At 67.6% G+C, this 15,191-nt stretch carries 11 protein-coding genes and 1 riboswitch; of the genes, 8 read left to right on the forward strand and 3 right to left on the reverse strand.

From position 1 onward, the window contains the following. Positions 1 to 1,542, reverse strand: a complete 1,542-nt coding sequence (locus tag OK17_RS07225; protein ID WP_232716375.1) for a hypothetical protein — start codon at positions 1,540 to 1,542, stop codon at positions 1 to 3. Positions 1,543 to 1,723: 181 nt separating this feature from the next. Here OK17_RS07225 and secA2 point away from each other — a divergent pair, with 181 nt between their 5' ends. The 8 genes from secA2 to gcvP all read left to right on the forward strand — a co-directional run bounded on the left by secA2 (position 1,724) and on the right by gcvP (position 11,479). Beyond that, the gene (gene secA2, locus OK17_RS07230; protein ID WP_461417050.1) at positions 1,724 to 4,096 is read left to right on the forward strand and encodes an accessory Sec system translocase SecA2; all 2,373 of its coding nucleotides are present in this window, start codon (positions 1,724 to 1,726) and stop codon (positions 4,094 to 4,096) included. Continuing rightward, positions 4,093 to 4,719 carry a CDP-alcohol phosphatidyltransferase family protein gene (locus tag OK17_RS07235; protein ID WP_232716373.1) on the forward strand — a complete coding sequence of 209 codons (627 nt, stop codon included), beginning with the start codon at positions 4,093 to 4,095 and terminating at the stop codon, positions 4,717 to 4,719. The genes secA2 and OK17_RS07235 overlap by 4 nt, the downstream gene beginning before the upstream one ends. Positions 4,720 to 4,739: 20 nt before the next feature. Then, positions 4,740 to 5,144, forward strand: a complete 405-nt coding sequence (gene gcvH, locus OK17_RS07240; RefSeq protein WP_232716372.1) for a glycine cleavage system protein GcvH — start codon at positions 4,740 to 4,742, stop codon at positions 5,142 to 5,144. 349 nt (positions 5,145 to 5,493) lie between these two features. Further along, positions 5,494 to 5,946: a glycogen accumulation regulator GarA gene (garA, locus tag OK17_RS07245; RefSeq protein ID WP_005199386.1), complete on the forward strand. Its 453-nt coding sequence runs from the start codon at positions 5,494 to 5,496 to the stop codon at positions 5,944 to 5,946. A 42-nt stretch (positions 5,947 to 5,988) separates the two neighbouring features. Further along, complete coding sequence (gene ftsR / locus OK17_RS07250; protein ID WP_006865029.1) at positions 5,989 to 6,675, forward strand: transcriptional regulator FtsR; 687 nt, start codon at positions 5,989 to 5,991, stop codon at positions 6,673 to 6,675. 157 nt (positions 6,676 to 6,832) lie between these two features. Further along, on the forward strand, positions 6,833 to 7,345 hold the full coding sequence (locus OK17_RS07255; RefSeq protein ID WP_461417051.1) for a bifunctional nuclease family protein: 513 nt from the start codon (positions 6,833 to 6,835) through the stop codon (positions 7,343 to 7,345). Between the two features lie 254 nt (positions 7,346 to 7,599). Then, complete coding sequence (locus OK17_RS07260; protein ID WP_232716370.1) at positions 7,600 to 8,241, forward strand: MerR family transcriptional regulator; 642 nt, start codon at positions 7,600 to 7,602, stop codon at positions 8,239 to 8,241. A 95-nt stretch (positions 8,242 to 8,336) separates the two neighbouring features. Beyond that, positions 8,337 to 8,436: riboswitch (glycine riboswitch) on the forward strand. Between the two features lie 172 nt (positions 8,437 to 8,608). Continuing rightward, positions 8,609 to 11,479 carry an aminomethyl-transferring glycine dehydrogenase gene (gene gcvP / locus OK17_RS07265; RefSeq protein ID WP_461417052.1) on the forward strand — a complete coding sequence of 957 codons (2,871 nt, stop codon included), beginning with the start codon at positions 8,609 to 8,611 and terminating at the stop codon, positions 11,477 to 11,479. A 132-nt stretch (positions 11,480 to 11,611) separates the two neighbouring features. Here the strand turns inward: gcvP and OK17_RS07270 are convergent, their stop codons facing one another. Further along, positions 11,612 to 12,844, reverse strand: a complete 1,233-nt coding sequence (locus OK17_RS07270) for a hypothetical protein (protein WP_461417053.1) — start codon at positions 12,842 to 12,844, stop codon at positions 11,612 to 11,614. 135 nt (positions 12,845 to 12,979) lie between these two features. Continuing rightward, positions 12,980 to 15,172 carry a malate synthase G gene (locus OK17_RS07275; RefSeq protein ID WP_232716364.1) on the reverse strand — a complete coding sequence of 731 codons (2,193 nt, stop codon included), beginning with the start codon at positions 15,170 to 15,172 and terminating at the stop codon, positions 12,980 to 12,982. Between the last annotated feature and the right edge of the window lie 19 nt (positions 15,173 to 15,191).

The following is a 15,191-nucleotide window of genomic DNA, read 5'->3' on the forward strand; positions in this document are numbered from 1 at the left end:
TCAGTAGTGCGCCGCTTTGATGAACTGTCCGTCGAGGGTGTACATGCCTTTCGACGCGTCGACCCTGGCCATCTCGACGCGGATCACGAAATCGGTGTCGTCGTGGAGGTGTGGCTCGGTGACGTCGATGGCGACCGCGCTGCGGTCGTATTCGGGGATCGAGCCGCGCCTCATCGCGTCGTCGCGGACGCGATCGAACAACTGCGGTGAGATCGCGTCGAAGGCGAAGCCGTCCGGGCGGTGGCGTCCCTCCCTGCCGGAGACGTCCGGGAACGTGCCCGGCGCGATGACGATCTGCCCGCTGCGGGCCGGGGTCGTATACCGGACGAGGACACCGCCGCTGTTCTGGATGCTGCTGGCGCTGATGATGGGGGTGTTGTCGGCGATGCCGCGGATCACGAAGTCGTCGAGTACCGGTGCGTTCGGGGCGATCCCGGCGAGCGGCAGTGCGGAGCGGGCGATCGTGAAGGCGGTGTCGAAATCCGCTGGGTCGAAGTACTTCGCGACGGTGCCGTCGGTCCGGGCCTCGATCTCGATGTCGCGGATGAAGGCGTCCCCGGGATCGAACGAGCCGGTGAGGACGACGGGTTCGTTCGCCGTCGGGCGTCGGATCTCGAACCTGTCGAGTCGGGCGTCCGAGACGATGGGGGTGACCTCGGCCTGCATGGAGCCGGCGATGTCGCCCAGCGAACCCGGGTTGATCGTGGCCGCGTCGAAGGTCTTGTCCGCCCGGTCCATGGTGGGCGTCGCGGATGCGTTGGAACCGCCGTCCCAGACACTGATGCTCGTTGCGCGCCCGTTGGAGGGATCGAACACGATGGCCTGGTCGGAGGTCGAGTCGAGGTTGTAGCCCAGGCGCAACACATTTCGGGTTGCGCCGGGTCCGAGGTGGTCGACGATCTCGTCGAGGAGCCGTTGGTGGCGTTCGGCGAGTGAGGCCTCCGCGTCGTCGCGGCCGGGGATGTCGACGGCCGAACCGAAGGACGGCAACGACGGGACCGAGATCGTCCAGCTCTCGGCGACACCGAACAGCAGGGCGGCGGCCGTCACCAGCGTCACCGCCGGGTAGATGACCGCCAACCGGCCGGGATGGTCGTCGAACTCGGGGGTGTCGGTCTGATCGCGCGGCGGCAATTGATCGGGTGGGAGCGTAGTGAACGGGTTCGACGCCAGTGCCTGGAAATGCCCCTTGCTCATCGAGGTGATCCACCGCGCCTCGTAGGCGGTGTCATTCGGCGGGTTGACGGTCGCGGTCACCATCGTGGGCTGCATGTCCTCGGCGGTGAGGGTGCTGCGCGTGAGCGCCCCGACCTCGATCTGCGGGGCGTCCCGGGTGACGCCGCGCCGGAACTCCGGCAGTTCCGAGACCCGCGACGCGCGCGGACTGATCGCGATCCCCAGGACGACCAGCGGAACGCCGAAGAACAGGGCGACCCACCAGGCGTTGAACGCGCCGAGCCCGACGCCGGTCGCCACCAGCAACCCGGCCACGGCGGCGCGGATCAGTCGTCGGCGTGTCCTGCTCGGGAAGGTCGCGCTCATCGGCCGTCCTAGGGTGAGGGGAGCAAGGGCGAAATGCGCCGTCGGCGAAATAGGTGGACTGATCATAATGTCGCCGACCCCGCTCTACCAGGTGCCGCGTACCGTTGTTGCTGACCTGACGGCGCCGCGAGGCCCGACGGGTCTTGTAGTTGGCCGGGAAACGATCAGGAGAAGTGTTTCGGTGGGAAAGCTGACCAACAGCATGTGGCGACTTCTGGGCGCCCAGTCGACTCGCAATCAGTCGAAGTCGCTGAGTGTGATCAAGGAGGCCGAAGCCCACACCGATTGGGCCGCCGAACTCGCCGACGACGCCTTCGTCGGTGAGGCCGAGAAGCTCGACATCGGGTCCAAGCCCGGCGACCGGGCGAAGTTCCTGGCGCTCGTCCGTGAGGCCGCGGACCGCTCGATCAACCTGCGCCCCTTCGACGTCCAGCTGCAGGGCGCGTTGCGTCTTCTCGAGGGCGACATCGTCGAGATGGCCACCGGTGAGGGCAAGACGCTTGCCGGCGCGATCGCCGCGATCGGGCACGTCCTCGAAGGACACCAGGTCCACGTCATCTCCGTCAACGATTACCTCGCCACCCGCGATGCCGAGTGGATGAAGCCTCTCTTCGACGTCTTCGGCATTGCGGTGCATGCCATCTCGGAGAGCTCCAGCCGCGAGGAGCGTCGACGCGCCTACGCCGGCGACGTCACCTACGGTTCGGTCAACGAGATCGGATTCGACGTCCTCCGCGACCAGTTGGCCCTGTCCGAGGCCGACCTCGTCTCACCGAAGCCCGACGTCGCGATCATCGACGAGGCCGACTCGGTACTCGTCGACGAGGCACTGGTTCCGCTGGTGCTGGCCGGATCGACCGAGACCGAGGTTCCCGACCAGGCCATCCACGATGTCGTGTCGCGGATGAAGAAGAAGCACTACGAGGTCGACGCCGAGGGTCGCAACGTGACGCTCACCGACGAGGGTGCGGCCTTCGTCGAGGAGGAGCTCGGCGGCATCAACCTCTACAGCGAGGAGCACGTCGGTTCGACGCTCGTGCACGTCAGTATCGCGATGCACGCCCACTACCTGCTCGAACGCGACATCCACTACATCGTCCGCGACGGTGGGGTCCACCTGATCAACGCCTCGCGCGGCCGGGTGGCCCAGCTGCAGCGCTGGCCGGACGGCGTCCAGGCGGCCGTCGAGCTCAAGGAGGGTCTCGCCCAGACCGACTCGGGCGAGGTCATCGACACCATCACGGTGCAGGCGCTCATCGGCCGCTACCCGAAGGTGTGCGGCATGACGGGTACGGCCCTTGCCGCCGGTGAACAGTTCCGGCAGTTCTACGACCTCCGGGTGTCGCAGATCCCGCCGAACACCGAGAACATCCGCACCGACCTGCCCGATCGCGTGTACGACACCAAGGCCAACAAGGTCGAGGCGATCGTGGCCTACGTCAAGGAGATCCACGAGACCGGCCAGCCGGTCCTCATCGGCACCCACGACGTCGCCGAATCCGAGGAACTCGCGTACTTCTTGGAGAAGGCGGGTGTCCCGTCGGTGGTCCTCAACGCCAAGAACGACGCGCAGGAGGCGAAGATCATCGCCGAGGCCGGTGCACGCAACGCGGTGACGGTCTCGACGCAGATGGCCGGCCGCGGTACCGACATCCGGCTGGGCGGCTCGGCCGATGACGCCGCCGCCCGCGACGCGGTCGTCGAACTGGGCGGATTGTGCGTCGTCGGCACCGGACGGCACGACACCGAGCGTCTCGACAGCCAGCTACGGGGTCGCGCCGGACGCCAGGGCGACCCCGGCACGTCGGTCTTCTTCTCCAGCCTCGAGGACCCGGTCGTCACCAAGAACCTCGCGTTCAAGCGTGATCCGGTGTCGCCCAATGAGGACGGCTCGATGGGCAGCAAGGGCATCGACCTCATCGAGCAGGCACAGCGGATCGCCGAGGGCGTCCGCCTGGAGTTGCACGCCAACACCTGGCGCTACAACAAGCTGGTCAACCAGCAGCGGGACATCATCGTCGACCGGCGGATGAAGATCCTCACCACCGACACCGCCCTCGACGAGCTGGCCGAACTCGAACCGGAGCGCTACGCCGAACTGGCGGGGGAGAAGCCCGCGGAGTCGGGCGACGCGAAGAAGTCGGACGAACCGGCGAAGGCCGACAGCGAGGTCGCCGTCGACGCCGTCCCGCGCGAGGTGCTGAGCCAGGCGGCCCGCGAGATCGTGCTCTACCACCTCGACCGTGCGTGGGCCGACCATCTCGCGTTCGTCTCCGATGTCCGGGCCAGCATCCATCTGCGGTCGCTGGGCAAGGAGAGCCCGCTCGACGAGTTCCACCGGATGATCCTCGCGGAGTTCTCCGATCTGCCCGCCCAGGCGCTCGAGAAGGCCCGGGAGACGTTCCGGGAGGCGAAGATCACCGCGGACGGAGTCGACCTCGGTTCCTCGGATCTGCACCGCTCGACGACGACGTGGACCTACATGGTCCACGACAACCTCTTCTCCTCGGGCGGGGCGAAGACGCTGCAGGGCATCATCGGGATCTTCCGGTGACCGAACCGGAGGCGGCACCCACGCCGGCTCCGGACCGGATCGTGACGGTGCCGAACGCGCTGAGCGTGCTCCGGCTCGTCCTCATCCCGGTCTTCCTCTGGCTGCTGCTCGTCGAGAAGGCCGACGGGTGGGCGTTCGCGGTGTTGATCTTCTCGGGGGTCTCCGACTGGCTCGACGGGAAACTCGCCCGCCTGCTCGATCAGTCCTCGCGGATCGGGGCGCTGCTCGACCCGGCGGCGGACCGGCTGTACATCGTGATCATCCCGCTGGCCTTCGGCGTGCGGGAGTTCATCCCGTGGTGGCTCATCGGCATCATCATCGGGCGCGACGTGCTGCTGTTCGCGACGGCGCCGCTGCTGCGTTCGCGCGGTGTGTTCGCCCTGCCGGTGCTCTACATCGGCAAGGCGGCGACCTTCGCGCTGATGAGCGCGTTCCCCTGGCTGCTCGCCGGACAACTCGAACCGGTGAGCGGCTTCGCCTACCCGATCGGGTGGGCGTTCATGATCTGGGGTGTGGGGCTCTACCTGTGGTCCTTCGTCCTGTACTGGTATCAGACGATCCTGGTGATGCGACACATGCCGTCGCGCCGTCAGGCCGACACCTCGCCAGACAGTAGAGTCTGACGGGAACGAAAGGGGCCCTTGTGACCGACAGCAAAGTGCCAGAAGACCTGCGCTATACCGCAGAACATGAGTGGATCGAGAAGATCGGACCGACGACCGTGCGCGTCGGTATCACCGACTTCGCCCAGGATGCACTCGGCGACGTGGTGTTCGTGCAGCTGCCGGACTCCGGTGCAGAGGTCGCGGTCGGCGAATCCTTCGCCGAGGTGGAATCGACCAAGAGTGTCTCCGACATCTTCGGGCCGTTGGCCGGTACCGTCAGCGCGGTCAACGACGCACTGGACGCCTCGCCGGAACTGGTCAATTCGGATCCGTACGGTGAGGGCTGGCTGGTGGAGATCGAGGCCGCCGACGAGGCGACCCTCGAAGAGCAACTGGGTGATGTTCTCGACGCCGCGGGCTACCGCGCCGTCATCGAAGGGTGAGAGTTCCCGCCGATCCGCCCCGGTGGCTCTGATCGACCTGGCTGATCGCCCCGGTGACGATATGATCGACCGTGCCGGAGTCGACTCGCTCGCCGGTGCGATCGACATGACCGGTACGGTTACGGCAGTGGGAAAGAGGCGTGACGTGAACCAACTTCGCGATCACGCTCCGAGATCTACCCGTCCGCACATGTCATGTAGATTCAACCGGCCATCGTGGCGAGAGCCGATTCCGAACCGACGCGAGACCGCGATCGGGTCCGGAGACGTGGACGGCCGGACAGTGCGGTTGGCCGAACAGTGCGGTGTGCACTGACAGTGCGATTGCACTGACGACGACGAAGGAGAAGTGGTGAGCGAAAACGACAGGGACTTCGAGGCGCCGGTGGAGACCACCTCGGTGTTCCGGGAGGAGTTCATCAATGAACTCGATGCCGGAACCAGCACCTCGAGTGAGCCGGCCGAGACGGGAGTCGAGCGACTCGCTCCCGGGACCGCGCTGCTTGTCGTGAAGCGGGGACCCAACGCGGGATCGCGGTTCCTCCTCGACCAGCCGACGACCTCCGCGGGTCGGCACCCCGACAGCGACATCTTCCTCGACGATGTGACGGTCAGCCGTCGTCACGCCGAATTCCGACTCGGCGACAACGAGTTTCAGGTGGTCGATGTGGGCAGCCTCAACGGCACCTACGTCAACCGGGAGCCCGTCGACACCGCATCGCTGAGCAACGGCGACGAAGTCCAGATCGGCAAGTTCCGTCTGGTCTTTCTGAGTGGCCCGCGCGACGAAGCCGACGCCTGATAAGTCGTGACGGCGTCCACGGCCCCTCGCGGCGAGGGATCGATGTCCATCGGCACGGTCCTCGCCCAGTTGCGTGATGACTTCCCGGACATCACGATCTCGAAGATCCGGTTCCTGGAATCGGAGGGTCTGGTGACCCCGGAGCGGGCGCCGTCCGGCTATCGGCGATTCAGCGAAGCCGACTGTGAACGGTTGCGCTTCGTCCTGACTGCGCAGCGGGACCGTTATCTCCCGCTGAAGGTCATCAAGGAACAACTCGACGCGATCGACAACGGGAACGGTGGCTTCGGTTCCGGCGGGACCGTGGCTCTGTCCACGGCCCGCGGCACCGTCGCACCCGCCACCGATTTCGGCGCGCGCGCCGGTCGCGTGTCCCGGGAGACGCTCATCGAGCGGACGGGCGTCGACTCGGCGTTCGTCACCGAACTGCAGCGCAACGGGCTGCTGACCCCGGGGCCGGCCGGTTTCTTCGACGAAGACGCGGTGCGCCTCGTCGAGGCCGCCGCGGCGCTCGCCAGCTACGGCCTCGAGACACGCCATCTGCGTGCCTTCAAGGTGTCCGCGGACCGGGAGGCCGGCCTGGTCGCCCAGATCGCCAACCCCATCGCCAAGGGCAAGGGGACCGGCGCGCGGGACCGTGCCGAAGAACTCGTCCGCGAGATCGCCGCGCTGTCGGTGACCCTGCACACGCAGTTGGTCAAGGCGGCCGTTCGCGACGTGCTCGACTGAACTCCTTCTCGACCAGCGCACTCCAGGCCCTCGGGTGTTCCCGGCGGCCTGGAGTTGTCGTATCAACCAGCAGCGAGTCGGCCGTCGTCCGTCGTCCGAGCGGTGTAGCGTCGAGGACATCAATCGATCGCCCTACGAGGCGTCTGGGAGGTGCGAGATGAGCGAGATGCGTGTGGTGGGCATCAGGGTCGAGCCCCCGCAGAGTCAGCCCGTGCTCCTGCTCCGTGAGGTGGACGGCGAGCGCTACCTGCCGATCTGGATCGGGCAGAGCGAGGCGGCGTCGATTGCCTTGCGGCAGAAGGGGATCGAACCGCCGCGCCCGCTGACCCACGATCTGATCGTGAATCTCATCCGGGAGTTCGGCCAGACGCTCCTCGAGGTGCGCATCGTCGACATGCAAGAGGGCACCTTCTACGCCGAGATGATCTTCTCCGGTGATCTCCGCGTGTCCGCGCGGCCGTCGGATTCCATCGCCGTCGCGATGCGTGCCGAGGTGCCGATCATCGCCGACGAAGAGGTCCTCGCCGAGGCCGGTCTGCTGATCCCGGAAGAAGAGCCCGAAGACGCCACCGTCGAGTCGGTCGACGAGACCAAAGAAGACGAGGTCGAGAAGTTCAAGGAATTCCTCGACAACGTCTCGCCCGACGACTTCAAGGCCAGCGGCGCCTGACGCGGTTCCGGTCACGGAACGGCAACCGGATGGTCACCGTTTGTCTCAATCTCAACTTGAGGTTGAGCCTCATGGCGCGTCGCATTGATCCGGTGTCCCGCTCGGCATAGCGTCGAACTCGACATCGAGCACCACTCAGGGGCCGATGAAGATGTGATCGGCTGACCCGAGCAGGGCCTGGACCGCGTACTGTGGACGTGGATGTCAGGCATCTGATGCGGCATCCGGTCCGAGCTTTGCGAGGGAGACATCAAGTGGGCGATCGTCCGGTCGACAGTGAAGTGACGTCGAGCGACCCGTCACCCGACCACGCTGTGACCGATCGCCCTGCGGGCCCCACCCAGGGCAGCCTCGAGGAGATCGCACCGGGTCTATTCCCCGACGACACCGTGCCCGACGAACTCGTCGGCTACCGCGTGCCGAGTGCCTGCCAGATCGCCGGCATCACCTACCGCCAGCTCGACTACTGGGCACGCACCTCGCTGGTCGTCCCGTCGATCCGCGGCGCCGCGGGCTCGGGCAGCCAGCGTCTGTACTCGTTCAAGGACATCCTCGTCCTCAAGATCGTCAAGCGTCTCCTCGACACCGGCATCTCGCTGCAGAACATCCGTGTCGCGGTCGACCACCTCCGCCAGCGCGGCGTCGAGGACCTCGCCAAGATCACGCTCTTCTCCGACGGCACCACCGTCTACGAGTGCACCTCCGCCGAAGAGGTCGTCGACCTCCTCCAGGGCGGACAGGGCGTCTTCGGTATCGCCGTCAGCGGTGCCATGCGCGAACTCACCGGCACCATCGCGGACTTCCCGGGTGAACGGGCCGACGGCGGCGTCAGCGAGGCGGCGCCCGAGGACGAACTCGCGGCACGCCGCAAGAACCGCACCCGCCGCACCGGTTAGACCGCATCCTCACGGCACCGGCACGTGATCCTCACGACTCTCCCGATGTCGTCTGGACCAACGCGATGTCGACCTGCGTACACTGGTGCGCGCGTCGCTACGCCGCGGGAGAGCGTCACCGAGCAGTCCAAGGTGACCGCCGAAGGAGCAACACCTCTCCGTCAAACTCTCAGGCACCCGGACCGTGGTGGTGACGGCGTCTCTGGAAAGTGACGACTCGTCGTCCGCCCACGGTGAAAGGTCGTCACGCAGCGCCGCGTGACACCGAATCTCTCAGGCGTCTCCCGGCCACCGGTCGGTGACATGACAGAGGGGGAGGGCGAACCAGCCGGCACCGCGCCGGCGCCTGCGAGAGGTTGCCCTCACCATGCCCTCAGCCGACACGTCGTCAGCGCCAGTCACCTTCGTGGACCGCCACGTCGGACCCGACCCCGACGAGACGCAGCGCATGCTCTCGGTGATCGGTGTGTCGTCCCTCGACGAGCTGGCCCATCGCGTCATCCCTGCGGTCATCGCGGACGAACTCGACTCGAACGTCCTGGGTGCACTGCCGCAGCCGCAGGGTGAGAGCGAGGTGCTCGCCGAACTCAGCGGACTCGCAGCCCGCAACACCGTTGCCCGTTCCATGATCGGTCTCGGCTACTACGGCACCCACACGCCCGGCGTCATCCTGCGCAACGTCCTGGAGAACCCGGCCTGGTACACCGCGTACACGCCTTACCAGCCGGAGATCAGCCAGGGACGCCTCGAAGCGCTGCTGAACTTCCAGACCATGGTCGCCGACCTCACCGGCATGGAGGTGGCGAACGCGTCGATGCTCGACGAGGCCACCGCGGCCGCGGAGGCGATGACGCTGCTGCGGCGCGCGGGCAAGTCGAAGTCGCCGCGTGTCGTCGTCGACGCCGACCTCTTCCCGCAGACCCGCGCGGTGATCGAGACCCGCGCCGAGCCGCTCGGCATCGAGGTCGTCGAAGCGTCCCTCAACCCGGAGCTGCCCGACCGCGGTCTGCCCGACGGTGACTTCTTCGGCGTCGTCCTGCAGGTGCCCGGCGCGTCCGGCCGCATCGTCGACGCCGCCCCGATCATCGACGCCGCCCACGAGCGCGGCGCATTGGTCGCCGTCGGTGGCGACCTCCTCGCGCTGACGCTGATCACGCCGCCGGGGGAGCAGGGCGCCGACGCGTGCTTCGGCACCACCCAGCGTTTCGGCGTGCCGATGGGCTTCGGCGGTCCGCATGCCGGGTACCTCGCCGTCGGTTCGAAGCATGCGCGTCAGCTGCCGGGTCGCCTGGTCGGCATCTCCAAGGACGCCGACGGCAACCTCGCCTACCGCCTGGCGCTGCAGACCCGAGAGCAGCACATCCGCCGCGAGAAGGCCACCAGCAACATCTGTACGGCACAGGTCCTGCTCGCCGTGATGGCCGCCATGTACGCGTCGTACCACGGACCGGAGGGTCTCCGGGCCATCGCGCGCCGCACCCACGACGCCGCGGTCCGCCTGGCGAATTCGCTGGCGGCGGCCGGCTTCTCGGTCGCGCACGCCTCGTTCTTCGACACCGTCGAGGTCCACACCCCCGGCCAGGCCGACGTGATCGTCGCCCAGGCTCGTCGCGAGGGCATCAACCTTCGCCGCGTCGATGCCGACACCGTCTCGATCGCCTGCGACGAAACCACCACCGAGGCCGACCTCGACGGCGTGCTGCGGGCGTTCGGCGCCGGCGGCGTGGAGCCGCTCGGCTTCGCCCAGCCCATCGAGAACCGCACCAGCGAGTACCTGACGCACCCCGCGTTCAACCGGTACCGCACCGAGACGGCGATGCTGCGTTACCTGCGGGCCCTGTCCGACAAGGACATCGCGCTCGACCGCAGCATGATCCCGCTCGGGTCCTGCACCATGAAGCTCAACGCGACCACGGAGATGGAACCCATCACGTGGCCCGGGTTCGCGGGCCTCCACCCGTTCGCGCCCGTCGAGGACACCGTCGGCATCCGCGAGCTCATCTCCACCCTCGAGAACTGGCTCGTCGCCGTCACCGGCTACGACCGCGTGAGCCTGCAGCCGAACGCGGGTTCCCAGGGCGAGTTCGCCGGCCTGCTCGCGATCCGCGGCTACCACCGCAGCCGGGGCGACCTCGACCGCGACATCTGCCTGATCCCGTCGAGTGCCCACGGCACCAACGCCGCGTCGGCGGTCATGGCGGGCATGCGCGTCGTCGTGGTCGGTTGCCGGGAGAACGGCGACGTCGACCTCGAGGACCTGCGGGCGAAGATCGCCGCGAACGAGGGCCGGATCGCGGCCATCATGATCACCTACCCGTCCACCCACGGCGTGTTCGAGCACGACATCCGCGAGATCTGCGGTGCCGTCCACGATGCCGGCGGGCAGGTCTACGTCGACGGCGCGAACCTCAACGCCCTGGTGGGCGTGGCGCGTCCGGGGCACTTCGGCGGCGACGTCAGCCACCTGAATCTGCACAAGACCTTCTGCATCCCGCACGGCGGCGGCGGGCCCGGCGTCGGACCCGTGGCGGTGCGCGAACATCTCGCGCCGTTCCTGCCCGGACACCCCCTCGCCGACGAGCTGCCCGGCACGGCGACCATCGCCGCGGCCCCGTACGGTTCGGCGACGATCCTGCCGATCACCTACGCCTACATCGCGATGATGGGTGCGGCCGGACTGCGTCGGGCGACGCTCACGGCGATCACCGCGGCGAACTACGTCGCCAAGCGTCTCGGCGACCACTACCCGGTGCTCTACACCGGCGAGGGCGGCTTCGTCGCCCACGAGTGCATCCTCGACCTGCGGGCGCTCACCAAGGAGACCGGCGTGACGGTCGATGACGTGGCAAAGCGCCTGGCCGACTACGGTTTCCACGCGCCGACCATGAGCTTCCCGGTGGCCGGCACGCTGATGGTCGAGCCCACCGAGAGCGAGAACCTCGACGAGATCGACGCGTTCTGTGACGCCATGATCGCGATCCGCGAGGAGATCGATCGCGTCGGCAGCGGTGAGTGGCCGGTCGACGACAACCCGCTGCGCGGGGCACCACACACCGCGGAGGCGCTGGTGGGCGAATGGGACCACCCGTATTCGCGCGAGGTCGCGGTCTACCCGCAGGGACTCCCGTCGGCCGGCGCCCGGGCCAAGGTGTGGCCCTCGGTGCGTCGTATCGACGGCGTGTACGGCGACCGGAACCTGGTGTGCAGCTGCGCGCCGATCGAGGCCTACAGCAGCTGACCTGAGTGCACGTGGCTCCGCTCCTCATCTGCTCGTCGAGTAGGTGAGGAGCGCAGCGTCGGGTCATCCACCTGCTCGTTGAGTAGGTGAGGAGCGCAGCGACGAGCCGTATCGAAACGACTCGGGCGTCTGCTATCCGCCCGCGGTTCCCGAAGGTGCCGGCGAGGCCGCAGAGCTCGCCGGCACACTCGTCGGTCCGTAGACGACGCGGTTGATCGCGACGATCGCGCCGTCCTCCGGCGTGGGCATCGGGTCGGGGGTACGCGGGAAGGTGACCGTGGCGGTGGCGGCCGGCATCGGGGCGTCGCCGCGGAAGCCGAGCTCGGTGAGCAGCTGCAGCTGTTCGGGCTGCGAGGCGTAGGAGATGAACTCCGCGACCGCGTCGGCCGCGACGTCGCCGACCTCTGGTCCGGAGAGACGGACGATCGGGTAATCCGCGATCGGCGTCGGCCCGGACGGGATCACCTCGGCCAACTTCGCGGGCTGGTCGGTCCTGGTCATCTGGTACAGCCGCTGCTCGGTGATCGGCACGGCGTGGATTCCGGCCTTCGCCGGGTCGGCGGCATTGGCGATGGCGGTGGCCGCGCCCTGCGGGGTTCCGTCGGGCGAGAGCGGGGCGCCGCCGAGCATCGCCTTGACGCTCGAGGTCACGCGCGGTGACTCGGCGTCGGCGGTGGTCAGCGGGCCGGTCGTCCGCGTCACGCGGGTGGCGACCGCCTGTGCCGCCAGTGCACTCGCGTCGGACTGGGCGCCGATCGGCATCGCCATACGCAACGAGCCCCAGCCCTGCAGGCCGAACTCGGTGAGCGAGGCGTCCCGTTGTTGCAGGAGCGGGACCTGCGACCAGTCGAGCTGGTCGCCGGCGGCCTTGGCCAGTTCGGGCGAGACCGCGAGAACGACAGGCGTCGAGACGAGTGAACGGGAGTTGCCCTCGATCAGATCGGGTTTGGCCGAGGCGAGATCCGCCGACCACACCGACGATTGCGGCACCCAGGCGGCGGGGTAGGCGCCCATGGAGTCGGCTTCCCACTCTCCGGTCAGACCGTCGAGGGTGATCTTCGCGTCGCCGGGCCGGACGGCGATGGTGATGCAATGGTCGCGGACCACCGGCTTCGTGTTCGCGAACGAGGTCGCGATAGCGGCGAGACCGGGTGCGATGTCCGGGTCGGCGATGATCGGTACCGATGTGGCACCTTCGACGCATTGGGCGGCGGCGTCGTCGGCCTGCCGGTTGATGCGATCACCGAGGTCGCGCCAGGTGACGACGATGGCGGCGACGAGCAGGATCGACAGCATTGCGAAGACGACACCTCGGCTGACGCCACGGTTGCGGATGCTCTCCCCGCGGTTCCGATGATGTGCCAACGCCGATGCCCTCCCTGCTCTGAGCGTGCTGTCCCCAGGCTCCACCCGGTCGATGTGCAGCGCAGGGTACGACGATACGCCGTGCCGGTCCATCAGGGACCGGCACGGTCGTATCAGTGCGTCGTGGCCGAGGTGTCAGCCGGCCGCGTTGGCGGCCTTGTACTCGCGGCGACGGCGATGCAGGATCGGCTCGGTGTAACCGCTGGGCTGCGTGGTGCCCTCGAGGATCAGCTCCTTGGCCGCCTGGAAGGCGATGTTGGAGTCGAAATCCGGGGCCATCGGCTTGTAGGCCTTGTCGCCGGCGTTCTGACGGTCGACGACCGGGGCCATCCGCTCGAGCGAGGCGACGATGTCGGCCTCGGAGACGATGCCGTGACGCAGCCAGTTCGCCAGGAGTTGGCTGGAGATACGCAGGGTGGCGCGGTCCTCCATCAGCGCGACATCGTGGATGTCGGGCACCTTCGAGCAGCCGACGCCCGCATCGATCCAGCGGACCACGTAGCCGAGGATCGACTGGCAGTTGTTGTCGAGCTCCTGCTGCTTCTCCTCGTCGGACCAGTCGGTCTTCGCGGCCAGCGGCACGGTGAGGATGTCGTCGACCGAGGCCGGGTCGCGCTTGGCGATCTCGTCCTGACGCTCGAAGACGTCGATCTGGTGGTAGTGCAGTGCGTGCAGGGTCGCGGCGGTCGGGGACGGCACCCAGGCGGTGGTGGCACCGGCCTTGGGGTGACCGATCTTCTGCTCGAGCATGTCGGCCATCAGATCCGGCATGGCCCACATGCCCTTACCGATCTGCGCCTTGTGCTGCAGTCCCGCGTGCAGACCGGTGTCGACGTTGAAGTCCTCGTACGCCGCGATCCACTTCTGCTTCTTCATCTCGGCCTTGCGCACCATGGCGCCGGCCTCCATGGAGGTGTGGATCTCGTCGCCGGTGCGGTCGAGGAAGCCGGTGTTGATGAACACCACGCGCTCCGAGGCGGCCTTGATGCAGGCCTTGAGGTTGACCGTGGTCCGGCGTTCCTCGTCCATGATGCCGACCTTGAGGGTGTTCTTCGGCAGACCGAGGACCTGCTCGACGCGACCGAACAGCTCGACGGTGAAGGCGACCTCGTCGGGGCCGTGCATCTTCGGCTTCACGATGTACACCGAACCGGTCCGCGAGTTCTGCAGACCCTCGCTGCTCAGGCCATGGATGCCGATCAGCGAGGTGACCAGGCCGTCGAGGATGCCCTCGGGGACCTCGTTGCCGTCGGCGTCGAGGATCGCGTCGTTGGTCATCAGGTGACCGACGTTGCGCACGAACAGCAGCGAACGACCGTGGAGGTCGAAGGCGGTGCCGTCGGGAGCGGTGTACTCGCGGTTGCCGTTGAGCACACGGGTGAAGGTCTTGCCGCCCTTGGTGACCTCTTCGGACAGATCGCCCTTGTTCAGGCCCAGCCAGTTGCGGTAGCCGGTGACCTTGTCCTCGGCGTCGACCGCGGCGACCGAGTCCTCGAAGTCCATGATCGTGGTGATCGCGGACTCGACGACGACGTCCTTGATGCCGGCCGGGTCGGTGGAACCGATCGGCGAGGACGGATCGATCTCGATGTCGAGATGAAGTCCGTTGTTGCGCAGCAGGATCGAGGTCGGCGAACCGGCCTCACCGCGGTAGCCGACGAACGCGGCCGGATCGGCCAGCGTCGAGGTTGCGTCACCGTCGAGGGTGACCTGCAGGGCGCCGTCGACCACGGCGAAGGACCGCACGTCGGTGTAGCTGCACTGCTCGAGCGGGACGGCCTTGTCCAGGAAGTCCTTGGCGTAGGCGATGACCTTGTCGCCGCGGACCTTGTTGTACGACGAACCCTTCTCGGCGCCGTCGGTCTCCGGAATCGCGTCGGTGCCGTAGAGCGCGTCGTACAGCGAACCCCAGCGGGCGTTGGAGGCGTTCAGCGCGAAGCGGGCGTTGAGGACCGGCACGACCAGCTGCGGGCCGGCGGTCTCGGCGATCTCGCGGTCCACGTTGTCGGTGGTGATCTGGAAATCGGCGGGCACCTCGGCGAGGTAGCCGATCTCGGTCAGGAAGCTCTTGTAGGCGTCGAAGTCGGCGGAGCCGGGGGTGAGGTCGGCGCCCTTGTGGTCGCGGTGCCAGGCATCGATCTTGGTCTGCAGATCGTCGCGGACGGCGAGCAGCTCGCGGTTGCGCGGGGCGAGATCGGCGATCACCGATGCCGCGCCCGACCAGAAGGCGTCGGCCTCTACACCGGTACCGGGCAACGCCTCGTTGTTGATGAAGTCGTACAGGACGGAAGCGACCTGCAACCCGTTGACGGTGATCCGGTCCGACATGATTGCCTTTCTCGAGCGA

The sequence above is a fragment of the Gordonia sp. GN26 genome (genome assembly GCF_054823965.1).